Annotated in this window: 16 protein-coding genes; 8 read left to right on the top strand and 8 right to left on the bottom strand. The window is 73.3% G+C overall.

The window, feature by feature from the left end:
• The first annotated feature begins 4 nt into the window (after positions 1-4).
• The 5 genes from AB0I49_RS06385 (at position 5) to AB0I49_RS06365 (ending at position 5,605) form a co-directional block, all read left to right on the top strand.
• Complete coding sequence (locus AB0I49_RS06385; protein ID WP_363225752.1) at positions 5-1,582, top strand: NADH-quinone oxidoreductase subunit M; 1,578 nt, start codon at positions 5-7, stop codon at positions 1,580-1,582.
• Positions 1,582-3,183, top strand: coding sequence for an NADH-quinone oxidoreductase subunit N (locus tag AB0I49_RS06380; RefSeq protein WP_363225665.1), 1,602 nt, complete (start codon positions 1,582-1,584; stop codon positions 3,181-3,183). Before AB0I49_RS06385 ends, AB0I49_RS06380 begins: the two co-directional genes overlap by 1 nt.
• 151 nt (positions 3,184-3,334) lie before the next feature.
• A complete protein-coding gene (gene htpX, locus AB0I49_RS06375; protein WP_363225664.1) occupies positions 3,335-4,198 on the top strand; it encodes a zinc metalloprotease HtpX in 864 nt (287 codons plus the stop codon).
• A gap of 98 nt (positions 4,199-4,296) precedes the next feature.
• A complete protein-coding gene (locus AB0I49_RS06370; RefSeq protein WP_363225663.1) occupies positions 4,297-4,689 on the top strand; it encodes a YccF domain-containing protein in 393 nt (130 codons plus the stop codon).
• Positions 4,690-4,891: 202 nt separating this feature from the next.
• Positions 4,892-5,605, top strand: coding sequence for a 4'-phosphopantetheinyl transferase superfamily protein (locus AB0I49_RS06365; protein WP_363225662.1), 714 nt, complete (start codon positions 4,892-4,894; stop codon positions 5,603-5,605).
• 54 nt (positions 5,606-5,659) lie between these two features.
• On the opposite strand, the gene AB0I49_RS06360 is transcribed toward AB0I49_RS06365, so the two are convergent.
• Positions 5,660-6,586 carry a TIGR03560 family F420-dependent LLM class oxidoreductase gene (locus tag AB0I49_RS06360; RefSeq protein WP_363225661.1) on the bottom strand — a complete coding sequence of 309 codons (927 nt, stop codon included), beginning with the start codon at positions 6,584-6,586 and terminating at the stop codon, positions 5,660-5,662.
• 366 nt (positions 6,587-6,952) lie between these two features.
• On the opposite strand from AB0I49_RS06360, the gene AB0I49_RS06355 reads away from it, so the two are divergent.
• Complete coding sequence (locus tag AB0I49_RS06355) at positions 6,953-8,620, top strand: MFS transporter (RefSeq protein ID WP_363225660.1); 1,668 nt, start codon at positions 6,953-6,955, stop codon at positions 8,618-8,620.
• A gap of 198 nt (positions 8,621-8,818) precedes the next feature.
• On the opposite strand, the gene AB0I49_RS06350 is transcribed toward AB0I49_RS06355, so the two are convergent.
• From AB0I49_RS06350 to AB0I49_RS06325, 6 genes are all read right to left on the bottom strand, one after another.
• On the bottom strand, positions 8,819-10,456 hold the full coding sequence (locus tag AB0I49_RS06350) for an FAD-dependent monooxygenase (RefSeq protein WP_363225659.1): 1,638 nt from the start codon (positions 10,454-10,456) through the stop codon (positions 8,819-8,821).
• 115 nt (positions 10,457-10,571) lie between these two features.
• Complete coding sequence (locus AB0I49_RS06345; RefSeq protein ID WP_363225658.1) at positions 10,572-11,249, bottom strand: HAD-IB family hydrolase; 678 nt, start codon at positions 11,247-11,249, stop codon at positions 10,572-10,574.
• 61 nt (positions 11,250-11,310) lie between these two features.
• Positions 11,311-12,372: an AfsA-related hotdog domain-containing protein gene (locus AB0I49_RS06340; RefSeq protein WP_363225657.1), complete on the bottom strand. Its 1,062-nt coding sequence runs from the start codon at positions 12,370-12,372 to the stop codon at positions 11,311-11,313.
• Between the two features lie 89 nt (positions 12,373-12,461).
• A complete protein-coding gene (locus tag AB0I49_RS06335) occupies positions 12,462-13,778 on the bottom strand; it encodes a beta-ketoacyl synthase N-terminal-like domain-containing protein (RefSeq protein WP_363225656.1) in 1,317 nt (438 codons plus the stop codon).
• Complete coding sequence (locus AB0I49_RS06330) at positions 13,775-15,112, bottom strand: beta-ketoacyl-[acyl-carrier-protein] synthase family protein (protein ID WP_363225655.1); 1,338 nt, start codon at positions 15,110-15,112, stop codon at positions 13,775-13,777. The genes AB0I49_RS06335 and AB0I49_RS06330 overlap by 4 nt, the downstream gene beginning before the upstream one ends.
• Positions 15,105-15,377 (bottom strand): phosphopantetheine-binding protein, encoded by a 273-nt coding sequence (locus tag AB0I49_RS06325; protein ID WP_363225654.1) that lies wholly within the window; start codon positions 15,375-15,377, stop codon positions 15,105-15,107. Before AB0I49_RS06325 ends, AB0I49_RS06330 begins: the two co-directional genes overlap by 8 nt.
• Before the next feature lie 323 nt (positions 15,378-15,700).
• On the opposite strand from AB0I49_RS06325, the gene AB0I49_RS06320 reads away from it, so the two are divergent.
• Positions 15,701-16,819 (top strand): 3-oxoacyl-[acyl-carrier-protein] synthase III C-terminal domain-containing protein, encoded by a 1,119-nt coding sequence (locus tag AB0I49_RS06320; RefSeq protein ID WP_363225653.1) that lies wholly within the window; start codon positions 15,701-15,703, stop codon positions 16,817-16,819.
• Between the two features lie 134 nt (positions 16,820-16,953).
• Positions 16,954-17,658: an SDR family oxidoreductase gene (locus AB0I49_RS06315; protein WP_363225652.1), complete on the top strand. Its 705-nt coding sequence runs from the start codon at positions 16,954-16,956 to the stop codon at positions 17,656-17,658.
• Here the strand turns inward: AB0I49_RS06315 and AB0I49_RS06310 are convergent.
• Positions 17,604-18,527, bottom strand: coding sequence for an AfsR/SARP family transcriptional regulator (locus tag AB0I49_RS06310; RefSeq protein WP_363225651.1), 924 nt, complete (start codon positions 18,525-18,527; stop codon positions 17,604-17,606). The genes AB0I49_RS06315 and AB0I49_RS06310 overlap by 55 nt on opposite strands.
• Positions 18,528-18,544: the final 17 nt, after the last annotated feature.

The following is an 18,544-nucleotide window of genomic DNA, read 5'->3' as shown; positions in this document are numbered from 1 at the left end:
CGTCATGCAGGTCCTCCTCGCCGCGATCGTCGTCGTCCCCCTCCTCGGAGCCGTCGCCGCCCTGCTCCCCGCCCCGCCCGGACTGAGGGGCAGCAACCCCGACCAGGCCGTGCTCCGCCACGGCGTCACCGTCAGCGGCGTGATCCTCGTGCTGGCCGTCGCCCTGGCCGCCGGCTTCGACCACGACCGCCCCGCCCGGATGCAGGCGACCACCGACGTCGGCTGGATCCCGGCCCTCGGCGTCCGCCTCCACCTCGGCGTGGACGGCGTCTCGCTCCCCCTTCTCGTGCTGACCGCGCTGCTGACCTTCCTCTGCGCCCTCTACAGCTACTCGCACATGCCCGCCGGCCCGTCGCCGAAGGCGTTCGTCGCGCTGATCCTCGTCCTGGAGTCCGGCACCCTGGCGACCTTCGCCGTGCTCGACCTGGTGCTGTTCTTCCTGGCGTTCGAGATGGTGCTCATCCCGATGTACTTCCTGATCGCCCGCTGGGGCGGCGGCCAGAAGGAGCGCGCCGCCTGGAAGTTCATCCTCTACACGCTGCTCGGCTCCGTCGTGATGCTGCTCGGCCTCCTCCTCATCGGGGTCAAGGGCGGCACGTTCGACATGGTGGCACTCGCCACTGACAACGGCTCGAAGCTCAGCCACACCACGCAGCTCCTGGCGGTTCTCGCCATCGGCGTCGGGCTGGCGGTGAAGGCCCCGATGTGGCCGCTGCACAGCTGGCTGCCGGACGCGCACACCGCCGCCCCGACCGCGGGCTCCGTGCTGCTGGCCGGGGTGCTGCTGAAGATGGGCACGTACGGGTTCGTCCGCATCGTGCTGCCCGTCGCCCCCGACGGGGCGCGCACCTTCGCGCCCTACCTCGCCGCCTTCGCGGTCGTCGGCATCGTCTACGGATCGCTGGCCTGCCTGGCCCTGGCCCGTACGGGCGCGGGCGGCGACCTCAAGCGGCTGATCGCCTACTCCTCGGTCGGGCACATGGGCTTCGTCCTGCTGGGCATCGCCACCCTCACCCCGACCGGCGTGAACGGCGCGCTGTTCGCCAACATCGCCCACGGACTCATCACCGGCCTGCTCTTCTTCCTGGTCGGCGCGGTCAAGGACCGGTACGGCACCAGCGACCTCGACCAGCTCGCGGGGAAGGGCGGCGCGGCGCTGTACGGGCGGGCCCCCCGGCTCGGCGGGCTGCTCGCGTTCGGCGCGGTCGCCTCGCTGGGGCTGCCGGGCCTGGCCGGGTTCTGGGGCGAGATGCTCGCGATGTTCGGCGCTTTCCGGCCCGCCGACGGCCTCAGCCGCCCCGCCTTCCTCGTCTTCATGGCCGTCGCCGCCGTCGGCACCCTGCTGACCGCCGCGTACATGCTGATCGTCGTGCGCCGGGTGTGCATGGGCGAGCGGCGGCCGGAACCAGCGGCGGGCTCCGGGGGCGCGCCGCCGCTCCTCGCCGTGCCCGACGTCCACACCTACGAGTTCGCGGCCTGGACCCCGCTCGTCGCCCTCACCGTCCTCGCCGGGCTCTGGCCCGCGGCCCTTCTCGGCCTCACCGACCCGGCCGTTCAGCAGCTCCTGCGCGGAGGCGCCTGATGAGCTCCCTGGTCCAGTCCGTCGACTGGCTCGCCATCGCCCCGCCCGTCATCACCGCCGTGGTGGCGCTCGCCGTCCTGGTCGCCGACCTCTTCCTTCCCGAAGGGAAGAAGGGGGCGCTCGGCTGGATCGCGATCGGCGGGCTGGTGCTGGCCGGGCTGTCGCTGCTGCCGCTCCTGGCCGGCGACCGGTCCACCTTCTGCCTCACCTCGGGCGCCGAGGCGTGCAGCTATACGGCGGACCATTTCGCCCTCGTCATCCAGTTCCTGGTGCTCGGCGGCGCCCTGCTGACGGCGCTGCTCTCCATTAACTCGATCACCGATCTCAAACTCCCCGCAGGCGAGTTCTGGTTCCTGCTGCTGTCCTCCGCGGCGGGCGCGGCGCTGCTGCCCGCCGCCCGTGACCTCGCGACCCTGGTGATCGCCCTCGAAGTGGCCTCGCTGCCCGCGTTCGCGCTGGTGGGCCTGAGGCGCGGGGACCGGCTCTCCTCCGAGGCCGCCCTGAAGTTCTTCCTGTCCTCGGTCACCGCGACCGCCGTCATGCTGCTCGGCGTCAGCTTCGTGTACGCGGCCACCGGCAGCCTGCACCTGACGCGGATCGCCGAGGGGCTCACACACGTGGACCCGCGCCTCGACACGCTGGCGCAGGCGGGCGTGGCCCTGACCCTGGTGGGCTTCGCCTTCAAGACCGCGGCCGTCCCCTTCCACTTCTGGGTGCCCGACACCTATGTGGGCGCGCCGCTGCCCGTGGCCGCCTACCTCTCGGTGGTCGGGAAGGCCGTCGGCTTCTCCGGGCTCATCCTGGTGACCGTCGTCGCCTTCCCGTCCTACGGACGGGTCTGGGGCCCGGCGCTGGCCGTGCTCGCCGCCCTCACGATGACGGCGGGCAACGTCGCCGCGCTGCGCCAGCGCCCGGACCGTACGCACAGCGCCGTGCGCCTGCTCGCCTGGTCCTCCGTGGCGCAGGCCGGCTATCTGCTGGTCCCGATCGCTTCCGCCGCGTACACCGCCGGCTCCGACGGCGGCGCGGCCCACGCGGTCGGCTCCACCGTCGCGTACGCCCTGATGTACGCCGCCGTGAACCTCGGCGCGTTCGCCGTCGCCGCCCTCGTCGCCCGCACGAGCCCCGCCAACCGCGTCGCCGACTACCGGGGCCTCTACGCCCGCCGCCCGCTCGCCGCCCTCGCGCTGGGCTTCTTCCTGCTCTGCCTGGCCGGGCTGCCGCCGGGGATCATCGGCCTGTTCGCCAAGGTCACGGTGTTCTCGGCGGCCGTGAACGCCGGGCTGGGCTGGCTGGCCGCCGTCATGGCCGTCAACGTGGTGATCGCGCTCTACTACTACCTCCAGTGGACGGCGGTCCTCTTCCGCGCACCGGAGGGGGCGGCTGCGCCGGAGGGGACAGCTGCGGCGGAAGGGGCCCCCACGCCCGTACGAGAAGGGGATCAGGAGCCCGCAGCGGGCGCCGCGCAAGAGCCCGAACCGGCCAACCCGAAGATCCCGGCCACGCTCACCGCCGCCATCGGCCTCGCCGCGGTCCTGGGCATCGCCCTGTCCGGCGCGCCGCAGCTGGTCCTCCGCTTCGCCTCCGGAGTGCTCCTGTAACACCGCCGCTCACCCGTACGGACGTACGAGCGGCTCGGTGCACAAGGGAACTAGCGGCCTTCATCTGGCGTTGACCAGTTCGGAAGGGTCCACTGGAGGGTGGAGACACCAAGCAAAGGGTTCCCCTGCCGCACCACTTGGAGGGCGTACCGTGCACCGCCGGCACAACGGGCTCAAGACCGCCGTACTCCTCGGCGGACTCTCGGCCCTCATCATCGTCATCGGCAGCCTCTTCGGGCGTACTGGCCTGATCGTGGCCGTCCTCGTGGCGCTCGGCACCAACGCGTACGCCTACTGGAACAGCGACAAGCTGGCGCTGCGCGCCATGCGCGCCCGCCCGGTCAGCGAGTTCGAGGCCCCGCAGCTGTACCGCATGGTCCGCGAGCTCTCGACGGCCGCGCGCCAGCCCATGCCCCGGCTCTACATCTCGCCCACCGACGCGCCCAACGCCTTCGCCACCGGCCGCAACCCGCGCAACGCCGCCGTCTGCTGCACCGACGGCATCATGCGCCTCCTCGACGAGCGCGAGCTGCGCGGCGTCATCGGCCACGAGCTCAGTCACGTCTACAACCGTGACATCCTGATCTCCTCGGTGGCCGGTGCGCTCGCCTCCATCGTGATGTTCCTGGTGAACTTCGCCTGGCTGATTCCCATAGGCCGATCCGACGACGACGAGGGGCCCGGCTTCATCGGCATGATCATGATCATGCTGCTCGGCCCCATCGCCGCCTCCCTCATCCAGCTCGCCGTCAGCCGCTCCCGCGAGTACGAGGCCGACGCCTCCGGAGCCAAGCTCACCGGCGACCCGCTCGCCCTCGCCGCCGCCCTGCGCAAGCTCGACGCCGGCACCAAGCAGCTGCCGCTGCCGCCCGAGCCCCGCCTGGAGACCGCGAGCCATCTGATGATCGCGAACCCCTTCCGGCCCGGCGAGGGCATGTCGAAGCTCTTCTCCACCCACCCGCCGATGGCGGAGCGCATCGCACGCCTGGAGCAGCTCGCGGGGTACCGCCCGTGACCGCGGCCCGGCCGCTCGCAACCACGCCGCGGCGTGCGTGCGTCCTGCCTGCTGGAAGAGGGTTCGCACGCAGGAAAACGTAGGAGGCTGTTCGCACCATGAGGCTCATCCTGAACATCATCTGGCTGGTCCTCTGCGGCTTCTGGATGGCCGTCGGGTACGTCGTCGCCGGCATCATCTGCTGCGTCCTCATCGTCACCATCCCCTTCGGCATCGCCAGCTTCCGCATCGCCGGCTTCGCCCTATGGCCCTTCGGACGGACCACGGTCGAACGGCGGGACGCGGGGGCCGCCTCCTGCGTCGGCAACGTCATCTGGCTCGTCTTCGCCGGCTGGTGGCTGGCGCTCGGCCACGTGATCACCGGCATCGCGCTGTGCGTCACGATCATCGGCATCCCGCTGGGCATCGCCAACTTCAAGCTGATCCCGATCTCCCTGACCCCGCTGGGCCGCGAGATCGTCCCGACGGACCAGCCGTTCGCGACGCGCTGAGCCGATAGCGGGCGGGGAGGGGAGGCCCCGGAGGTCTTCCTAAGGGGGAGCGCGCCCGTTCTTCCGTGGCACTTCCCGCCATGGGCGCGGCGCGGTGACGGACGATGGCGGCCCGAGCGATCCGAGCGATCCAAGTGGTCCGAGCGATCCAAGCGATCCAAGAGATCCAAGAGATCCGAGTGATCCGAGATGGGGGGCCGTCATGGCGAGCGCGTACCCGGTGCCCAGCGTGTCCGTCGTCCGTCCGGCGCCCGGCGTCGCCGGAGTGCTGCGCAGGGCGGACCGGCGGGCCGCCGCCGGGCTGCACCCGGCGGAACGGGAGCTGGCCGACGCGCTCGACGGCGCCCGCCGCCGGGACTTCATCGCCGGACGGCACGCCGCCGCCGACGCGATGCGGCTGCTCGGGCGCTCGGGACCGGTGCTGCGCGACGGCGCCCGCCCGCGGTTTCCGGCGGGCGTGCGGGGATCGGTCAGCCACTGCCAGGGCGGGGCGGCCGCCGCGGTGGCCTGCGTCGGGCCGGAGATCGTCGGCGTCGGGGTGGACGTGGAGCGGCTGGGGCGGCTGGACCGCCGTACGGCCGGGCTGGTCCTGACCCGCCGGGAACGCGCCGGACTGCTGCGCGAACCCGCCGACGCCGCGCTGCTCACCGTGGCCTTCTCGGCGAAGGAAGCCGCCTACAAGGCCCTCTTCGGGCTGGCCGCCGCGCGCGACCTGGTCTTCCACAGCGTGGAGATACGGATCGCGGGCTCCCGGCTCCGCGTCGAGCCGGCGCGCGGGCTGCTCCCGGCCGGGCACCGGATAGCGGGGCAGGCGCACTTCGACGGCCCGTACGTGTGGACCACGGTGCTGGTCACCGCGGACGACGGCGTACGGGCCGGGGAGCGGCGGGCGGCGGACGCCCGTAGTACCGGATGAGCCGCGGGCGGGCGCTGTCGACAGCGCCCGCCCGGCTCAGCGCCTATGCTCCGCTCAGGCCGGAGCGCACTGCGGCAGCACCCGGTCCGCGACCAGTTCCAGGTGGTCCAGGTCCGTGAGGTCGAGGGTGCGCAGATAGACGCGGTCCGCGCCGGCCCGCTCGTACTGCCCGATGAGGTCCGCGATCCGGTCCGGGGTGCCGCGGAAGGCGTGTTCGGGGAGCGGCTCGCGCAGGGCCTGCTCCCGGCGCCGCAGCTCGGCGTCCGTACGGCCGCAGCACACGGTCTGGATCACCGAGAACCGCATCGAGTCCTCGCCCCGGCCGTTCTCGGCCAGCGCCTTGCGGATGCGGTCGTACTGGATACCGGCCTGCTCCGGCGAGACGAACGCCGCGTTGTACTCGTCCGCGTAGGCGGCGGCCAGCGCCGGGGTGCGGACGGCGCCCGTGCCGCCGACGATGATCGGCGGATGCGGGCGCTGGACCGGCGCCAGCGTGGGCTGGGCCCCGACGAGCCGGAAGTGCTCGCCCTCGAAGTCGAAGCGCTCGGCGCGGCCGGTGGTCCACAGCCCGCGTACGATCCGCAGCTGCTCCTCCAGACGAGCGAACCGCTTCCCCGGGTACGGGATCGCGTACGCCTCGTGCTCGGCCTCGAACCAGCCCGCGCCCAGGCCGAGTTCCGCCCGGCCGCCGGACATGTCGTCGACCTGGGCGACCTGGATGGCCAGCTGGCCGGGCGACCGGAAGGTGGCGGGGCTGACCAGGGTGCCCAGCCTGACGCGGCGGGTGTCGCGGGCGAGCGCGGCCAGGGTGAGCCAGGCGTCGCTGGGCCCCGGCTCCTCGGCGTCGGCGCCCACCTGGAGGTAGTGGTCCGAGCGGAAGAACGCGTCGAAGCCCAGCTCCTCGGCGGCTCGCGCGGCGCGCAGCACCGTCGCGTACGGGGCGCCGCGCTCGGAGGGCTCGGTGTGAATGCGCAGCTGCACGGAATTCTCCTTAGAGCCTGAATTATCAGAGCTTTGAGAGCCTCGGCCATAAGGTCATAAGGCCATAAGGCTGGAAGGTCATAAGGCTGGAATGCTGGCTCGGGCGTTTCGCCGGGAACGCTAATCGGCCCGCCGCCGGCCCGGTATTCCCCGGCGGGAGCGGCCGGCATGCCACTTAGGAGACATTCCCCTGTGCCCTGCGCAGCAGGATCATTGAGGGGGCGTCAGGCGGCTGCCTAGCGTGGCGGGCACACGACATCGCCGTGCACTCCTCGATTCCCGCGGTGCGCGTCCCCTATCAAGCCTTCCGGCGCCGTCCGGCGTTTCTCCCATGGGAATCGGCCACTCCGTGGAGGAAGTATTCCTATGTCCCGTTCCGTCGCCGCGCCGCGAACCGGCCGGCCCCGGCCACCGGTGCTCACGCTCGTCGCGGTGTGCCTGGCATCGGTGCTGTTCCCGCTCTCCATCACCGGCACCTCGGTCGCCCTGCCCAGCATCGGCGGCGACCTGCACAGCGGCCTGTCCGCCCTGCAATGGGCGGTGAACGGCTACAACCTCACGTTCGCGGGCTTCATCCTCGCCGCCGGATCGCTGGCCGACCTGGTGGGACGCAAGCGCGTGTTCTTCTCGGGCACGGCGCTCTTCGGCGCGGGCGCGCTGGTCGCCGCGCTGGCCGGGAACATCGTGCTCCTCGACCTCGCGCGCGCCGTCGCGGGGGTGGGGGCCGCGGCCGCTCTCCCCAGCGGCAGCGCCCTGCTCGCCCAGGTCTTCGAAGGGAAGGCGCGGGCGCGGGCGTTCGGCCTGTTCGGCACGACGGTCGGGCTCGGCCTGGCCCTCGGCCCGAGCGTCTCGGGCGTGCTCGTGACCGCCCTCGGCTGGCGGTCCGTCTTCCTCGTCCCCGCGGCCCTGGCCTTCGCCGTGCTGCTGCTGATCCCGTTCGTGCCCGAGTCGCGCAATGAGAGCGCGGGCAGGGTCGACAAGGCCGGCACCGTGACGTTCACGGGTTCGCTGGTCCTGTTCGTACTCGGCCTGGTCGAGGCGCCGCAGGCCGGCTGGACCGCCCCCGTCACGCTCGGTTCGCTGGCCGGGGCGGTGGTCCTGCTGGCCGTGTTCGTCCAGGTGGAGCGGCGGCAGCGGCAGCCGATGTTCGACCTGGGGCTGCTGGCCCGCCCGAAGTTCCTGGGCCTGTGCCTGACCGTGGTCGTCATCGTGCTCGGCTTCAGCCCCCTCGTCGTCTACCTGCCCTCCTACTTCTCCGCCGTCGACGGGCTCAGCGCCCAGCAGGCGGGCCTGACGATCATGATGCTCACCGGTCCGACGCTCGTCTTCCCGGCGATCGCCGCCGCGCTCACGCGGTGGGTGCCGGTCCGGGTGCAGCTCGTGGCGGCCGTACTGATCGCCGCGGTCGGCTACGCGTGGCTGACGGTCATCGCGCCCGGCGGCGGCGCCCTGCCCATCCTCGGCCCGCTGATGCTGATCGGCGCCGCGGTGGGCATCTCGTTCGGCCTGCTGGACGGCGCGGCGGTGAGCAGCGTGGAGGCGGAGCGCGCCGGGATGGCCGCGGGGATGTTCAACACCATGCGGCTCGCGGGGGAGGCCGCCGCGATCGCCGTGGTCGGCTCGCTGCTGGTGACGTTCACCCAGAGCGGCCTGGCGGGACGGCTCGGCTCGTACGACACCCCGTACGCGAACCAGCCGGACCGGGTCGCCGACCTGCTCAACCAGGGCGACCTGGCGACCGCCGCGGACACCGTGCGGCCGAAGGCCGCGCACGACGCGTTCGCCGCGACGGCCTCGTCCGCGTACACCGGGGCGCTGCACACGATGCTGTGGGTGCTCGCGGTGGTCGGAGTGATCGCGGCGGTGCTGATCGCGGTACTGCTGCGGGAGCGGCGGGGGCGAGGGGAGTGGGGAGCGGAGGCCGGTGTGGCTGATGTCCCTGATGTGGCTGACACGTCGGACGTTGCAGCCGATGCGGAAGCCGAGTCCGGGTCCGGGGCCGGGGCCGAGCCTGTGCCCGTACAGGCGACGTGACGGGACGTCAGCGGGCGCGAGGAGTACGAGCGGCGCGTCGCTGAGCGCCGAGCCGCCAGGGGCGGAGCACGGACGACCGTGCTCCGCCCCGTTTCGTGTGCGCGGGCGGACGCGAACAGCGCTGCGCCCCGCCGGTCCTCGGCTCGGGCCGGGACCGGCGGGGCGCAGCGGCGTGCGGGCGGGGTGGTTCAGGAGAGTTCAGGAGGGGTACGGGGCCGGGTCGGGGTGCGCGTGCGCTGCCGCCAGTACGGCCGGCAGCTCGGCGACGCGGTCCGGGGCGAGGGCGGTGAGCAGATGGCCGTCCGGCCGTACGACCGCGATCGTGGCCCGGTGGCCCAGCGCATCGGCCAGCGGGCCCGGCGCGGCGGCGGGCGTCACGACCGCGGCGTGCGGGGCCGCGGCGGCGGTCACCCGCCGTACGGTCTCGGCCCACCGGGCGCCGGGGCGCCTGCCGGGCCAGAGCAGGACGGTCAGGGTGTCGTCGGCGGTACGGGCCCACAGCCGGCCGCCGATGCGGAGGGAGTTGTCGGCAGTGTCGGTGATCCCGGCGGCACCGGTGGTCTTGGCGGCGCCACTGGCCCCGATGGGCCCCGTGGGGAGTACCGGCAGCCGGTCGCCCGTGCGGGTCCGGGCGCCGGGAAGGCGGTGTCCGGCCGGCCGGCCGTCCGCGGCCGGATAGCGCACCGCCGTCTGGGCGACCAGCGGGGCGATGGAGCGCTGGAGGAGCCCGGTGGCGGCCGCGGTGCGCAGGGCGGCATCGCGCACCGCGATCTGGGAGCCCTTGCGGAGCAGCCCCCAGCGGGTCTGCCGGGAGGTGTTCCGGGCGACCGCGTGCGCGGCGGACCGCCGCTCGCGGTCGTAGCCGGTGATGGCGGACTCGGGCAGCAGGCCGTTGATGATCCCGCCCAGCCGCCAGCCGAGGTTGACCGCGTCCTGGAGTCCGGTGTTCATGCCCTGGGCGCCCGCCGGGCTCATGATGTGGGCCGCGTCCCCGGCCAGCAGGCAGTGCCCGGAGCGGAACCGCCCGGCGGTACGGGCGTGGATGCGGAAGGTCGTACTGAAGCGCAGCTCGCCTATCGCGTTGCGGCCGGGCCCGCGCTCGTCGAGTATCCGCTGGAAGAACTCGCGCGAGGGCGGGGTGTCGTCCTCGGGGTGCGGCACGCTGACCGCCACCCGCGTCACATCGCTCCCCAGCGGTCCCAGGGCGAGGCTGCCGTCGGGGGTGTAGCAGTAGCTCACGACGTTCATGGGCGCGTCGCCGTGCACCTCGGCGTCCGTGATGGCGAAGCTGACGTCGAACTGCTCGCCCTCGAAGCCCGCGTCGAGCAGCCCGCGCACCACGCTGTGCGCGCCGTCCGCGCCGATCAGCCAGTCGGTATCGACCTCCTCCGTCCCGCCGTCCGCCGTCGTGAGGACGGCCGTAGGCCGGGGGCCGCGCGGGTTCCGGACGCCGGTCAGCCGCACCCCGCGTTCGATCTTTCCGCCCAGTTCCGTGAGCCGGTCCTCCAGGAGCCGTTCCGTCTCGCTCTGGGCGATGGCCACCGCGAAGGGGTACGGGGTGTCCGTCAGCCGGTTCATCCACGCGGTGCCGAGCCTGCGGCCGCTGGAGAAGTACGCGACGCCGTCGATGCGATGGCCGTTCGCCGCCAGGCGCTCGGTCATATCGGTACGGCGCATGAGTTCGAGGAGCCGGGGCCACACGATCGTGGCCCGCGAGTGGGCCGAGTGCTCGCGGGCGGCGTCCACCAGCCGTACGGGAATGTGCTGTTGGAGCAGTTCGCAGGCCAGCAGCATGCCGACCGGGCCGGCTCCGACGATCACCACTTGTTCGTTCATGGGTCCGCCTTTCGGTAAGCGGGGGAGAGAAGGAATGGGGCGCGGCGAAAGGCCGCCGGGCCGGGTGGCGCGGCGGCTCTTCTGACGAATCAGGGGGTTCTTGAAACGCCGCCGGTCAGGCGGCGGCGACCCCCGCCAGCCGGTGCCAGCCGTGCGCGTTGGCCGCGGCCGTCAGCTCCGGGTTGGCGCCCACCACGACGGGGTGGCCCACGAGGCTGAGCAGGCCCAGGTCGGAGCCGTGGTCGCCGTACGCGTGGCAGTCCGCGGCGGCGGCGCCCGCGTCGGCGATCAGCTGCCGTGCGGTCTCGGCCTTCGCGTCGCCGATCATCGTGCGCAGCACCTCGCCCGTATAGACGCCGTCCCGCACCTCCAGGCGGGTGCTGACGAGGACGTCGGCGCCGGCGTACGCGACCACCGGGTCGAGGGGGGCCGGGAAGGAGCCGGAGAGCACCACGGTCGTACGCCCCGCCGCCCGGTGCGCGCGCAGCGCCGCGAGCACGTCCTGGTGGAAGAAGCCGCCACGGGCCAGCCGCCGGTCGAACCAGGCGCGGCCGACCCGCGCGACGTCGGCCGCCCGGTATCCGGCGAAGCGCCGGTAGAAGAGGCGGTTGCCCTGGGCGCGGGGGAGCCCCGGACGCAGCAGGTCGCGGGCTTCCTGGTGGAGGCGCTCCTGTTCCTGCGGGGTGTGGCCGACGGCGTCGAGGAAGAAGTCGTAGAAGTCGAACATGCTCTTGACGGTGATGAGGGTCTCGTCGGCGTCGAAGAAGGCGAGGCCGGCGGGGCGTGGTTCCATCTGGGGCTCCAGGCGGGCGAGTCGGGATGCGGGGGGCGGGGCGACGGGGGCGGGGGCGGGTTCAGCCGAGGGTGACGGTGACTTCGGCGACCGTCGCGCCGCTCTGGACCGCGGTCATGAGGTACGAGCCGGGGCCGCGCTCCGGGTCCGGCCGGGTGGTCAGGCGCACCGTGTCGTCGAGTTCGGCGAACTTCTCGAAGGAGCCGCGCAGCCGCAGCACCCGGCCCGCACCGATCGCCGCCCCGTCATCCGCGGTGAGCAGCAGCGCGCCCTGCCGCGCGGCCTCGCTGAACACCATCGCGGGCACGTGGTCGTACGGGTGGTCGTACATGCTGCGGTTGCGGAACGTACGGGCGCTGAGGACCGACTCCAGGGCGCCGGAGGCGTGCCGGGCGTCGTCGAGCACGACGTTCAGCGGGTCGAGGCGGCCGGCCCGAGCGGGGTCGGCCGGTTCGCCGTGCGGATCGGCGGGGAGCAGGAAGGCGGTCGGCACCTCGCTGCCGCGCTGCATCCGGCGCAGCGCGTGGTACTGCTCGGTCGGGGTGCAGCTCACGTCCATCGAGAGGGTTCCCAGCGGCCGCCCGTCGAGGGTGAGCCGCATCGCGAAGACCAGGCGGCGCAGCCGGCCGCCGCGTTCGACGCGGTCGGTGACGGTGCCGTGCACGGTGAGTTCGCCGGGGCGCTCGCCGCAGTCGAGGGCGTCCGGGCCGGTCACCTCCAGCGCCCAGGAGGTGACCATGAAGGTGGTGGCCTCGGGAACGCCCTGGTGGCAGTGGGCGGCGTAGGTCACGGACTGGCGGCACGCCTCCAGGACCAGGAGGGGATCGTGGAAGGCTCGGCGGCCGGGATGGTCTCTGAAATAGGCGTGGGAGAGCGGGAGTTGGGCCGCTGCGACGAAGTCGCGGCCGTCCGCGGCCCGCGAGTCGGTCAGGAACACCTCGGACAGCGACCAACGGTGCACGAGGCCGCGGGGGACGGTCCGTTCGCGCGACAGCTCCCGCGTCAGGTCCTCTGCCAGGTCTTCTGACAACTCCTGCGGCAGTTCTTGCGGCGGTCCCTGGGGCAGTTCCTGCGGCGGGGCGGCCTCCGGGGCGTGGGTGGTGGGGGAGACGATGGATTGCATGCTTTCTCCGGTCGGTGAAGGGCGATGAAGGGTGGTCAAGGGCGATGGGGGTCGATGAGGGTCGATGGAGGGCGGCGGGGGCCGATGGGTCAGGGGCGGACCACGACGAGGCAGCCGACGCACCCGTCCATGCCGACGGACGTCAGCACCGCGACGCGGTCGCCGCGGGCGGGCGTCGCCGGGTCCTGCCAGTGCGCCAGTACGGCCGCGAGCTGTAGCGCCGCGCTCGCGCCGTACGTCTCGCCGAGGGCCTGGTCCACGCGGAGCCGCCGGGGCGCGGCGGGCGCGCCGGGTGCCGGGAAGACGCCGCGCAGGGCGCGTTCCTCGACGGCCGCCCAGCCGCGCCGCCCGCCCGCGCCCGTGGCGACGACCGCCACGTCCTCGGGCGCGAGGCCGCTGCGGGCCAGGGCGGTACGTACGCAGGAGGCGAGACGACGGGATACGCCCAGGACGTCCTGGAACGGGTCGGCGTAACCGGTCTCGCAGGCCAGCAGCCTCCCGAGGGGCCGGCGGCGGCCAGCAGCTTCCTCGTACGAGTCCCCGTACGAGTCCCCGTGCGTGCTCGGGTCCGCGTCTGAACCCGGGCCCGGGGCCGCGTACGACTCCGGGGCCGACTCCACGTCCTGGCCCGCCAGTTGCAGGGCGAAGACCGCGCACCCCTCCGCGAGCGGGGTTCCCGGTCGCAGCGCGCCGCTGAGGCGCCAGGCCAAGGCGCTCTGCTGCGACACCTCTTCCACGCCGCCCGCGAGCAGCCGGGCCGCCCGGCCGTCCGTGAGGGCGGTACGGGCGTAGCGCAGCGCGTGCAGGGCGGCCGGCGGCCCGCCGGACACGGTCGCGTTGACGCCGGTGAGCCCGTGTTTGATGGCCGTCTTCCCGGCCGCCGAGTTCATCAGGGTGCCCGGAAAGGCCGACGGGTTGACCAGGTACGGGAGGTCCTGCACGAAGGTGTCGCGCAGGAACGCCGACTGCGCGCCGGAGCTTCCCAGGGCGGTGCCGAGCACCACGCCGGTGCGTTCCGGAGCGGCCCCCGCCCCCGCTTCGGCGAGCGCCGTCGTGCAGGCGGACATGGCGAGTCGATCGGTACGGGTGAGGCGGCTCAGCCCCTTGGAGCCGAGGACCGCGGCGGGGTCGAAGTCCGCCACGGGGCGTACGGCCAGGGGCGGAAGGCCCCCTGCGGCCTCACCGACCGCACTGGCCCCACCGGCTTTGTCTTCGGCTGCTGGGCCCTGAACGTTCGCTAAGGCGTCGGCGAGCGCGGCCAGGCCGGACCCGGCCGGGCTGAGCACCGAGCAGCCGACGATGTCCACCGGCACCACCCGCGACGGCGGCACCACTCGCGATGGCGGCGCCACCCGCGATGGCGGCACCGTTCGCCCGTTCGGCAGGCCGACCACTGCGGCGCTCACTGCGTGACCTCCCCGAAGACCGTGATGGCGTTGTTGCCGCCGAAGGCGAAGCCGTGGTTCTGCACCACACCCGGCCGGGCGGCCCTGGCCCGGCCCGGTACGCAGTCCAGTCCGGGACCGAGTTCCGGATCGACCTCGCGCAGCGTCGCGTTCGGCGGCAGGAACCCCTCGTACAGGGCCGCGCAGGACACGACCGCGCCGAACGCCGACGCCGCGCCCATCGTGTGGCCGAGCATCGACTTGATGGAGCTGATCGGCGGGACGCGGTCCCCGAACACCGCCCGTACCGCGCGCACTTCGGCCGCCTCGTTGGCGCGGGTGCCCGTGCCGTGCGCGCAGATGTAGCCGACGTCGCCGGGCTTCACCCCGGCGTCGGCGTGGGCGGCGCGGACGCAGTCGGCGATGGAGGACGCGTCGGGGTTGGTCATGTGCCGCGCGTCGCAGGTGACGCCGTAGCCGAGCACCTCGGCGTAGATACGGGCGCCGCGGGCGAGCGCCGCGTCAAGCGGTTCGAGGAGCAGGGCCGCCCCGCCCTCCGCGGTGACGATGCCGTCGCGGTGGGCGTCGAACGGCCGGGGCTCGCCCTCGGCGAGGGCGCCGAGCCGGTGGAATCCGGCGTGCGTGGCCCGGTTGGAGGCGTCCGCCCCGCCGCACAGCGCGGCGTCCGCCGCGCCGCCGCGGATCAGGTCGCAGGCGTAGCCGATGGCGTAGTTGCCGGCCGCGCAGGCCGTGCCGAAGGTCAGCACCTCGCCGCCCAGGCCGAGTTCGCTCGCGGCGGCGGCCGCGATGCGTCCGGCGTCCGCCTGCCCGACGAGCCGCGGCGAGATGCCGCCGAGGCCATAGAGATCGTCGGTGCTATCGGTGCTAACGGTGGTGTCGAGACCATCGGGGCTACCGAGGCCGTCAGGTCCATCGAGGCCGTCCGTGGCCCACTGCGCCACCAGCCGCTCCAGCACCTGGGACTCGCCGTTGGTCGTGCCGAAGCACGCCGCGGTGCGCTCCAGGGCCGGCGAGTGCGGCGAGGTCGGGTCGATGGCCGCGTCCTCGAACGCCAGCCGCGCCGCGACGGCCGCGAACTGCCCGCTGCGCCCCCACCGCGCCGGGTCGGTGCCCCGCAGCAGGGAGCCGGGCGAGAAGTCCCGCACCTCCCCGGCGCGGGTGTGCTCGAACCCGGCGGTGTCGAACTCCGCGGCGGGGCCGATGCCGCTGCGCCCCGCCCGGATGCCCTCGATGAACGGCCGGACGCCGGTGCCCAGACTGCTCACCGCGCCCATGCCGGTGACGACGACCCTGCGTTCCCCCGGTTTGCGCGCCGAAGCGCCGGGCCTACGCACCGACGGCCGTACGGGCGTGATGGCGCGCCACAAGGGCGTACGCGGCGGGCAGGTCGTCCAGCTCCGTCAGGTCCTCCTGCGGGATGCGGATGCCGAGGTCGCGCTCGAAGCGGGAGAAGATCTCGATCACGAGCAGGGAGTCGGCGTCGAAGTCGTCGACGAAGCTGCTGCCGTCCGTGAGGTCGGCGAGCTCGGCCTCCAGGACGTCGGCGACGATCTCCCGGATCTGCTGCCGGAGCTCGTCGGAAATGTTGTCGTGGCGCATCGCATTCTCCTGGCTATGTCGTGGATACGGAATATCCGCTTCGGAATAATTCGCGGCCGGTTTTCGGCCGACGGCATGAATGGAACACTGATGCCGGCGGCCTCGGCAACTCTCTCCAAAGGGGTAGGGGTAGCTGCTCACAATTCGGCATCTTCGATATAAGTGCAGGTGAGGGCGGGTGTAGAGGGCCATAGCCGGTAGTCCATGACGTCTTCCTGATCTTCTTTTTCGCGCCTTCCAGTCGTCTTTCAGCTGGCTTTCATCCAGCTTTCATCGCGCCCTCGCACTGTGCTTTCCGGTAACTCACGGGAGGCGGTTCGGATATGAGGCTGGTGGAGCCCGCGGGAATCGCGGCCGCCGCGCTGTGGCTGCCGGAGGGCCGGTCCCGGGCGGATGACGCGGTACGCGAGGGGCGGTTGCGCAGGCGGCAGGCCGGGGACCTCGGCCACGAGGAGATCCCGGTCGCCGAGGACGTGGCGCCGCCGGACATGGCGGTGCGGGCGGCCCGTACGGCCCTCGCGACGGCCGGCGTGGCGCCCGGCGACATCGGCCTGACGTGCCATGCGTGGATGTACTACCAGGGGCACGACCTGTGGTCGCCCGCCCACTACATCGCCCACCGGCTCGGCGCGCTGCGGGCCGTGCCGGTCGGCGTCCAGCAGGTGTGCAACGGCGGCAGCGCCGCCGTCGAACTGGCGGCGGCCCGGCTCGCCGCGGGCGCGGTCGCGAAGCCGCCCCGCGACACCTTCGCCTCCGCGACCGCGACAGGCCCCGTCCCCGCGACCGACCCCACCCCCACCCCCGACTGGGCCCTGGTCACCACGGCCGACCGCTTCGCCGAACCGGGCTTCGACCGGTGGGCGAGCGACTACGGCGTCGCCTACGCGGACGCCGGTACGGCCGTACTGCTGCGCCTGCCCGCCGCCCCCTCGGACGCCCTGCTGCTCCGGTCCGTGGCGAGCGTCGCCGCCCCGGAACTGGAGGTCATGCACCGCGGCGCCGACCCCTTCGCGCCCGTACCGCGCGGCCACCGGCCGTGCGTGGACATGCGCGCCACCAAACGGGCCTACCTGCACGAACACGGGAACGAGCCGTTCGCGCGCGCCAACCGGCACGCGATCGGCGCGGTCGTGGCCGAGGCGCTGGACGGCACCGGCCTGGACCCCTGGGACCCCCGGCTGCGATACGCGGTGCTGCCCCGATTCGGCGCCAAGACCCTCGCCGAGTCGTGGGTCGCGGAGCTCGCCGGGCACACCCGCGCCGAACCCGTGGACTTCGGCCGTACGACGGGCCACCTGGGCGCGGGAGACGCAGCGGCCGGCCTGGCGGACCTGGTGCGGCGGCGCGCGCTGGCGCCCGGGGAGTCGGCCCTGGTGTTCAGCGCGGGGGCGGGTTTCACCTGGTCCTGCCTGCTGGTCCAGGCACCGGTCCGGAACGCCTGAACGAGCGCAAGACCAAGCGCGCGACCGAGCGCAAGACCAAGGGCGCGACCGAGCGCAAGACCAAGGGCACGGCCAAACGCACGACCAGGCGCACGGCCAAACGCAGCACACCATCGAAGGGAAGGCGGAAAGACATGTCGAGGTCCGTGTTCATCACCGGAGGAAACCGGGGCATCGGCCTGGCGACGGCCCGCGCGCTGGCCGCCGACGGCGACCGCGTGGCGGTCGGCTACCGGTCCGGCGAGCCGCCCGAGGGGCTGTTCGGGGTGCGCTGCGAGGTGACCGACGCGGCCTCGGTCGAGGCGGCATTCGACACGGTCGCGCGGGAACAGGGGCCCGCCGAGGTGCTGGTCGCCAACGCCGGCATCACCCGCGACACCCTCCTGCCGCGGATGTCGGAGAAGGTGTTCGACGAGGTGCTGGACACCAATCTGCGCGGGGTGTTCCGGACCGTACGGGCGGCGGCCGGGCCGATGCTGGCCGCGCGCCGGGGCCGGATCGTGCTGCTCTCCTCGGCCCTGGCGTTCCTCGGCGCTCCGGGGCAGACCAACTACGCCGCCACCAAGACGGCGCTGGTCGGCCTGGCCCGGTCGCTGGCCTGGGAGCTGGGTTCGCGGGACATCACCGTCAACCTGGTGGCCCCCGGCATCATCGACACCGACATGACCAAGCAGCTGACGGACCGCCGGATGCGGGACACCATGAAGATGACGCCGCTCGGCCGGCCGGGCACCGTGGCCGAAGTGGCGGCGGCGGTCCGCTTCCTGGCGAGTGAGGAGGCGGGTTACATCACGGGCACGGTGCTGCCGGTGGGCGGCGGCATCGGCATGGGCGTCTGAGCTGCTGTCGCCGCAGCCACAGCCGCACTCGCATTTGCGAAAGCCGCCGTCGCTGTCGCAGCCGCCGCCCCGGCGAGAGCAGGCATACGAGAGGGCTCCGGCGGCGGCGCGTCCGTGAGGATGCTCCGCAGCAGGGCGTGCGGGTGCGCCGAAGGCCCCAGCCCCAGTTCGTCGGTGAGCACCCTGCGCAGGTCGTCGTACGCGTCGAGCGCCTCCCGGCGCCGGCCCGACAGGCGCAGCGCCTCGATGAGGCAGGCGTGGAACCGCTCGTGGTATGGGTAGGCGGCCACCAACGACCGTAGCTCCGGCATGAGTTCGGCGTGCATACCGAGCCGCATCTCGGCCTCGACGCGCGTGCCGACCGCCTGGATGCGCAGCTCGTCGAGGCGCTGGAGGTGGACTTCCAGATGCTGGCCGGCGTGCACACCGGTCAGCGCGCGCCCCTCCCACAGCCGGAGCCCCGTGCGGCACGCCGCGGCCGCCTCGGCGGGCAGGCCCCGCGCCAGCAGGGCGCGCCCCTCGGCGGTGAGCCGGGCGAACAGGGTGGCGTCCAGCTGGTGGTCGGGGCCGAGCTGCATCAGATAGCCGGGCGGACGGGTGGCCAGCAGCGGGCCGGCCGGTGCGCCGAGCCGCTCCTCCAGTTGGCGGCGCAGGTGGTAGATGTGCGTACGCACCGTGCTGACCGCGCCGCGCGGCGGCCTCTCGGCCCACAACTCGTCGACCAGCGTGCCGGTTTCGACGACGTGCCCGGCCCGCAGCAGCAGGAGGGCCAGCAGCTTGCTGACCTTCGGGCCGCGCGGGACGTGGACGGTGCCGTTCACGGTCATCCGCAGCGTGCCGAGCACCGAGAAATGTATGTGACTGGTCATCTTCTGCCGCTACCCCC

This window comes from Streptomyces sp. NPDC050617 (genome assembly GCF_040654795.1).
Lineage (GTDB): Bacteria > Actinomycetota > Actinomycetes > Streptomycetales > Streptomycetaceae > Streptomyces.
The sequence above is the reverse complement of the archived record's forward strand: the minus strand, read 5'-3'. Positions and strand labels throughout refer to the sequence as shown.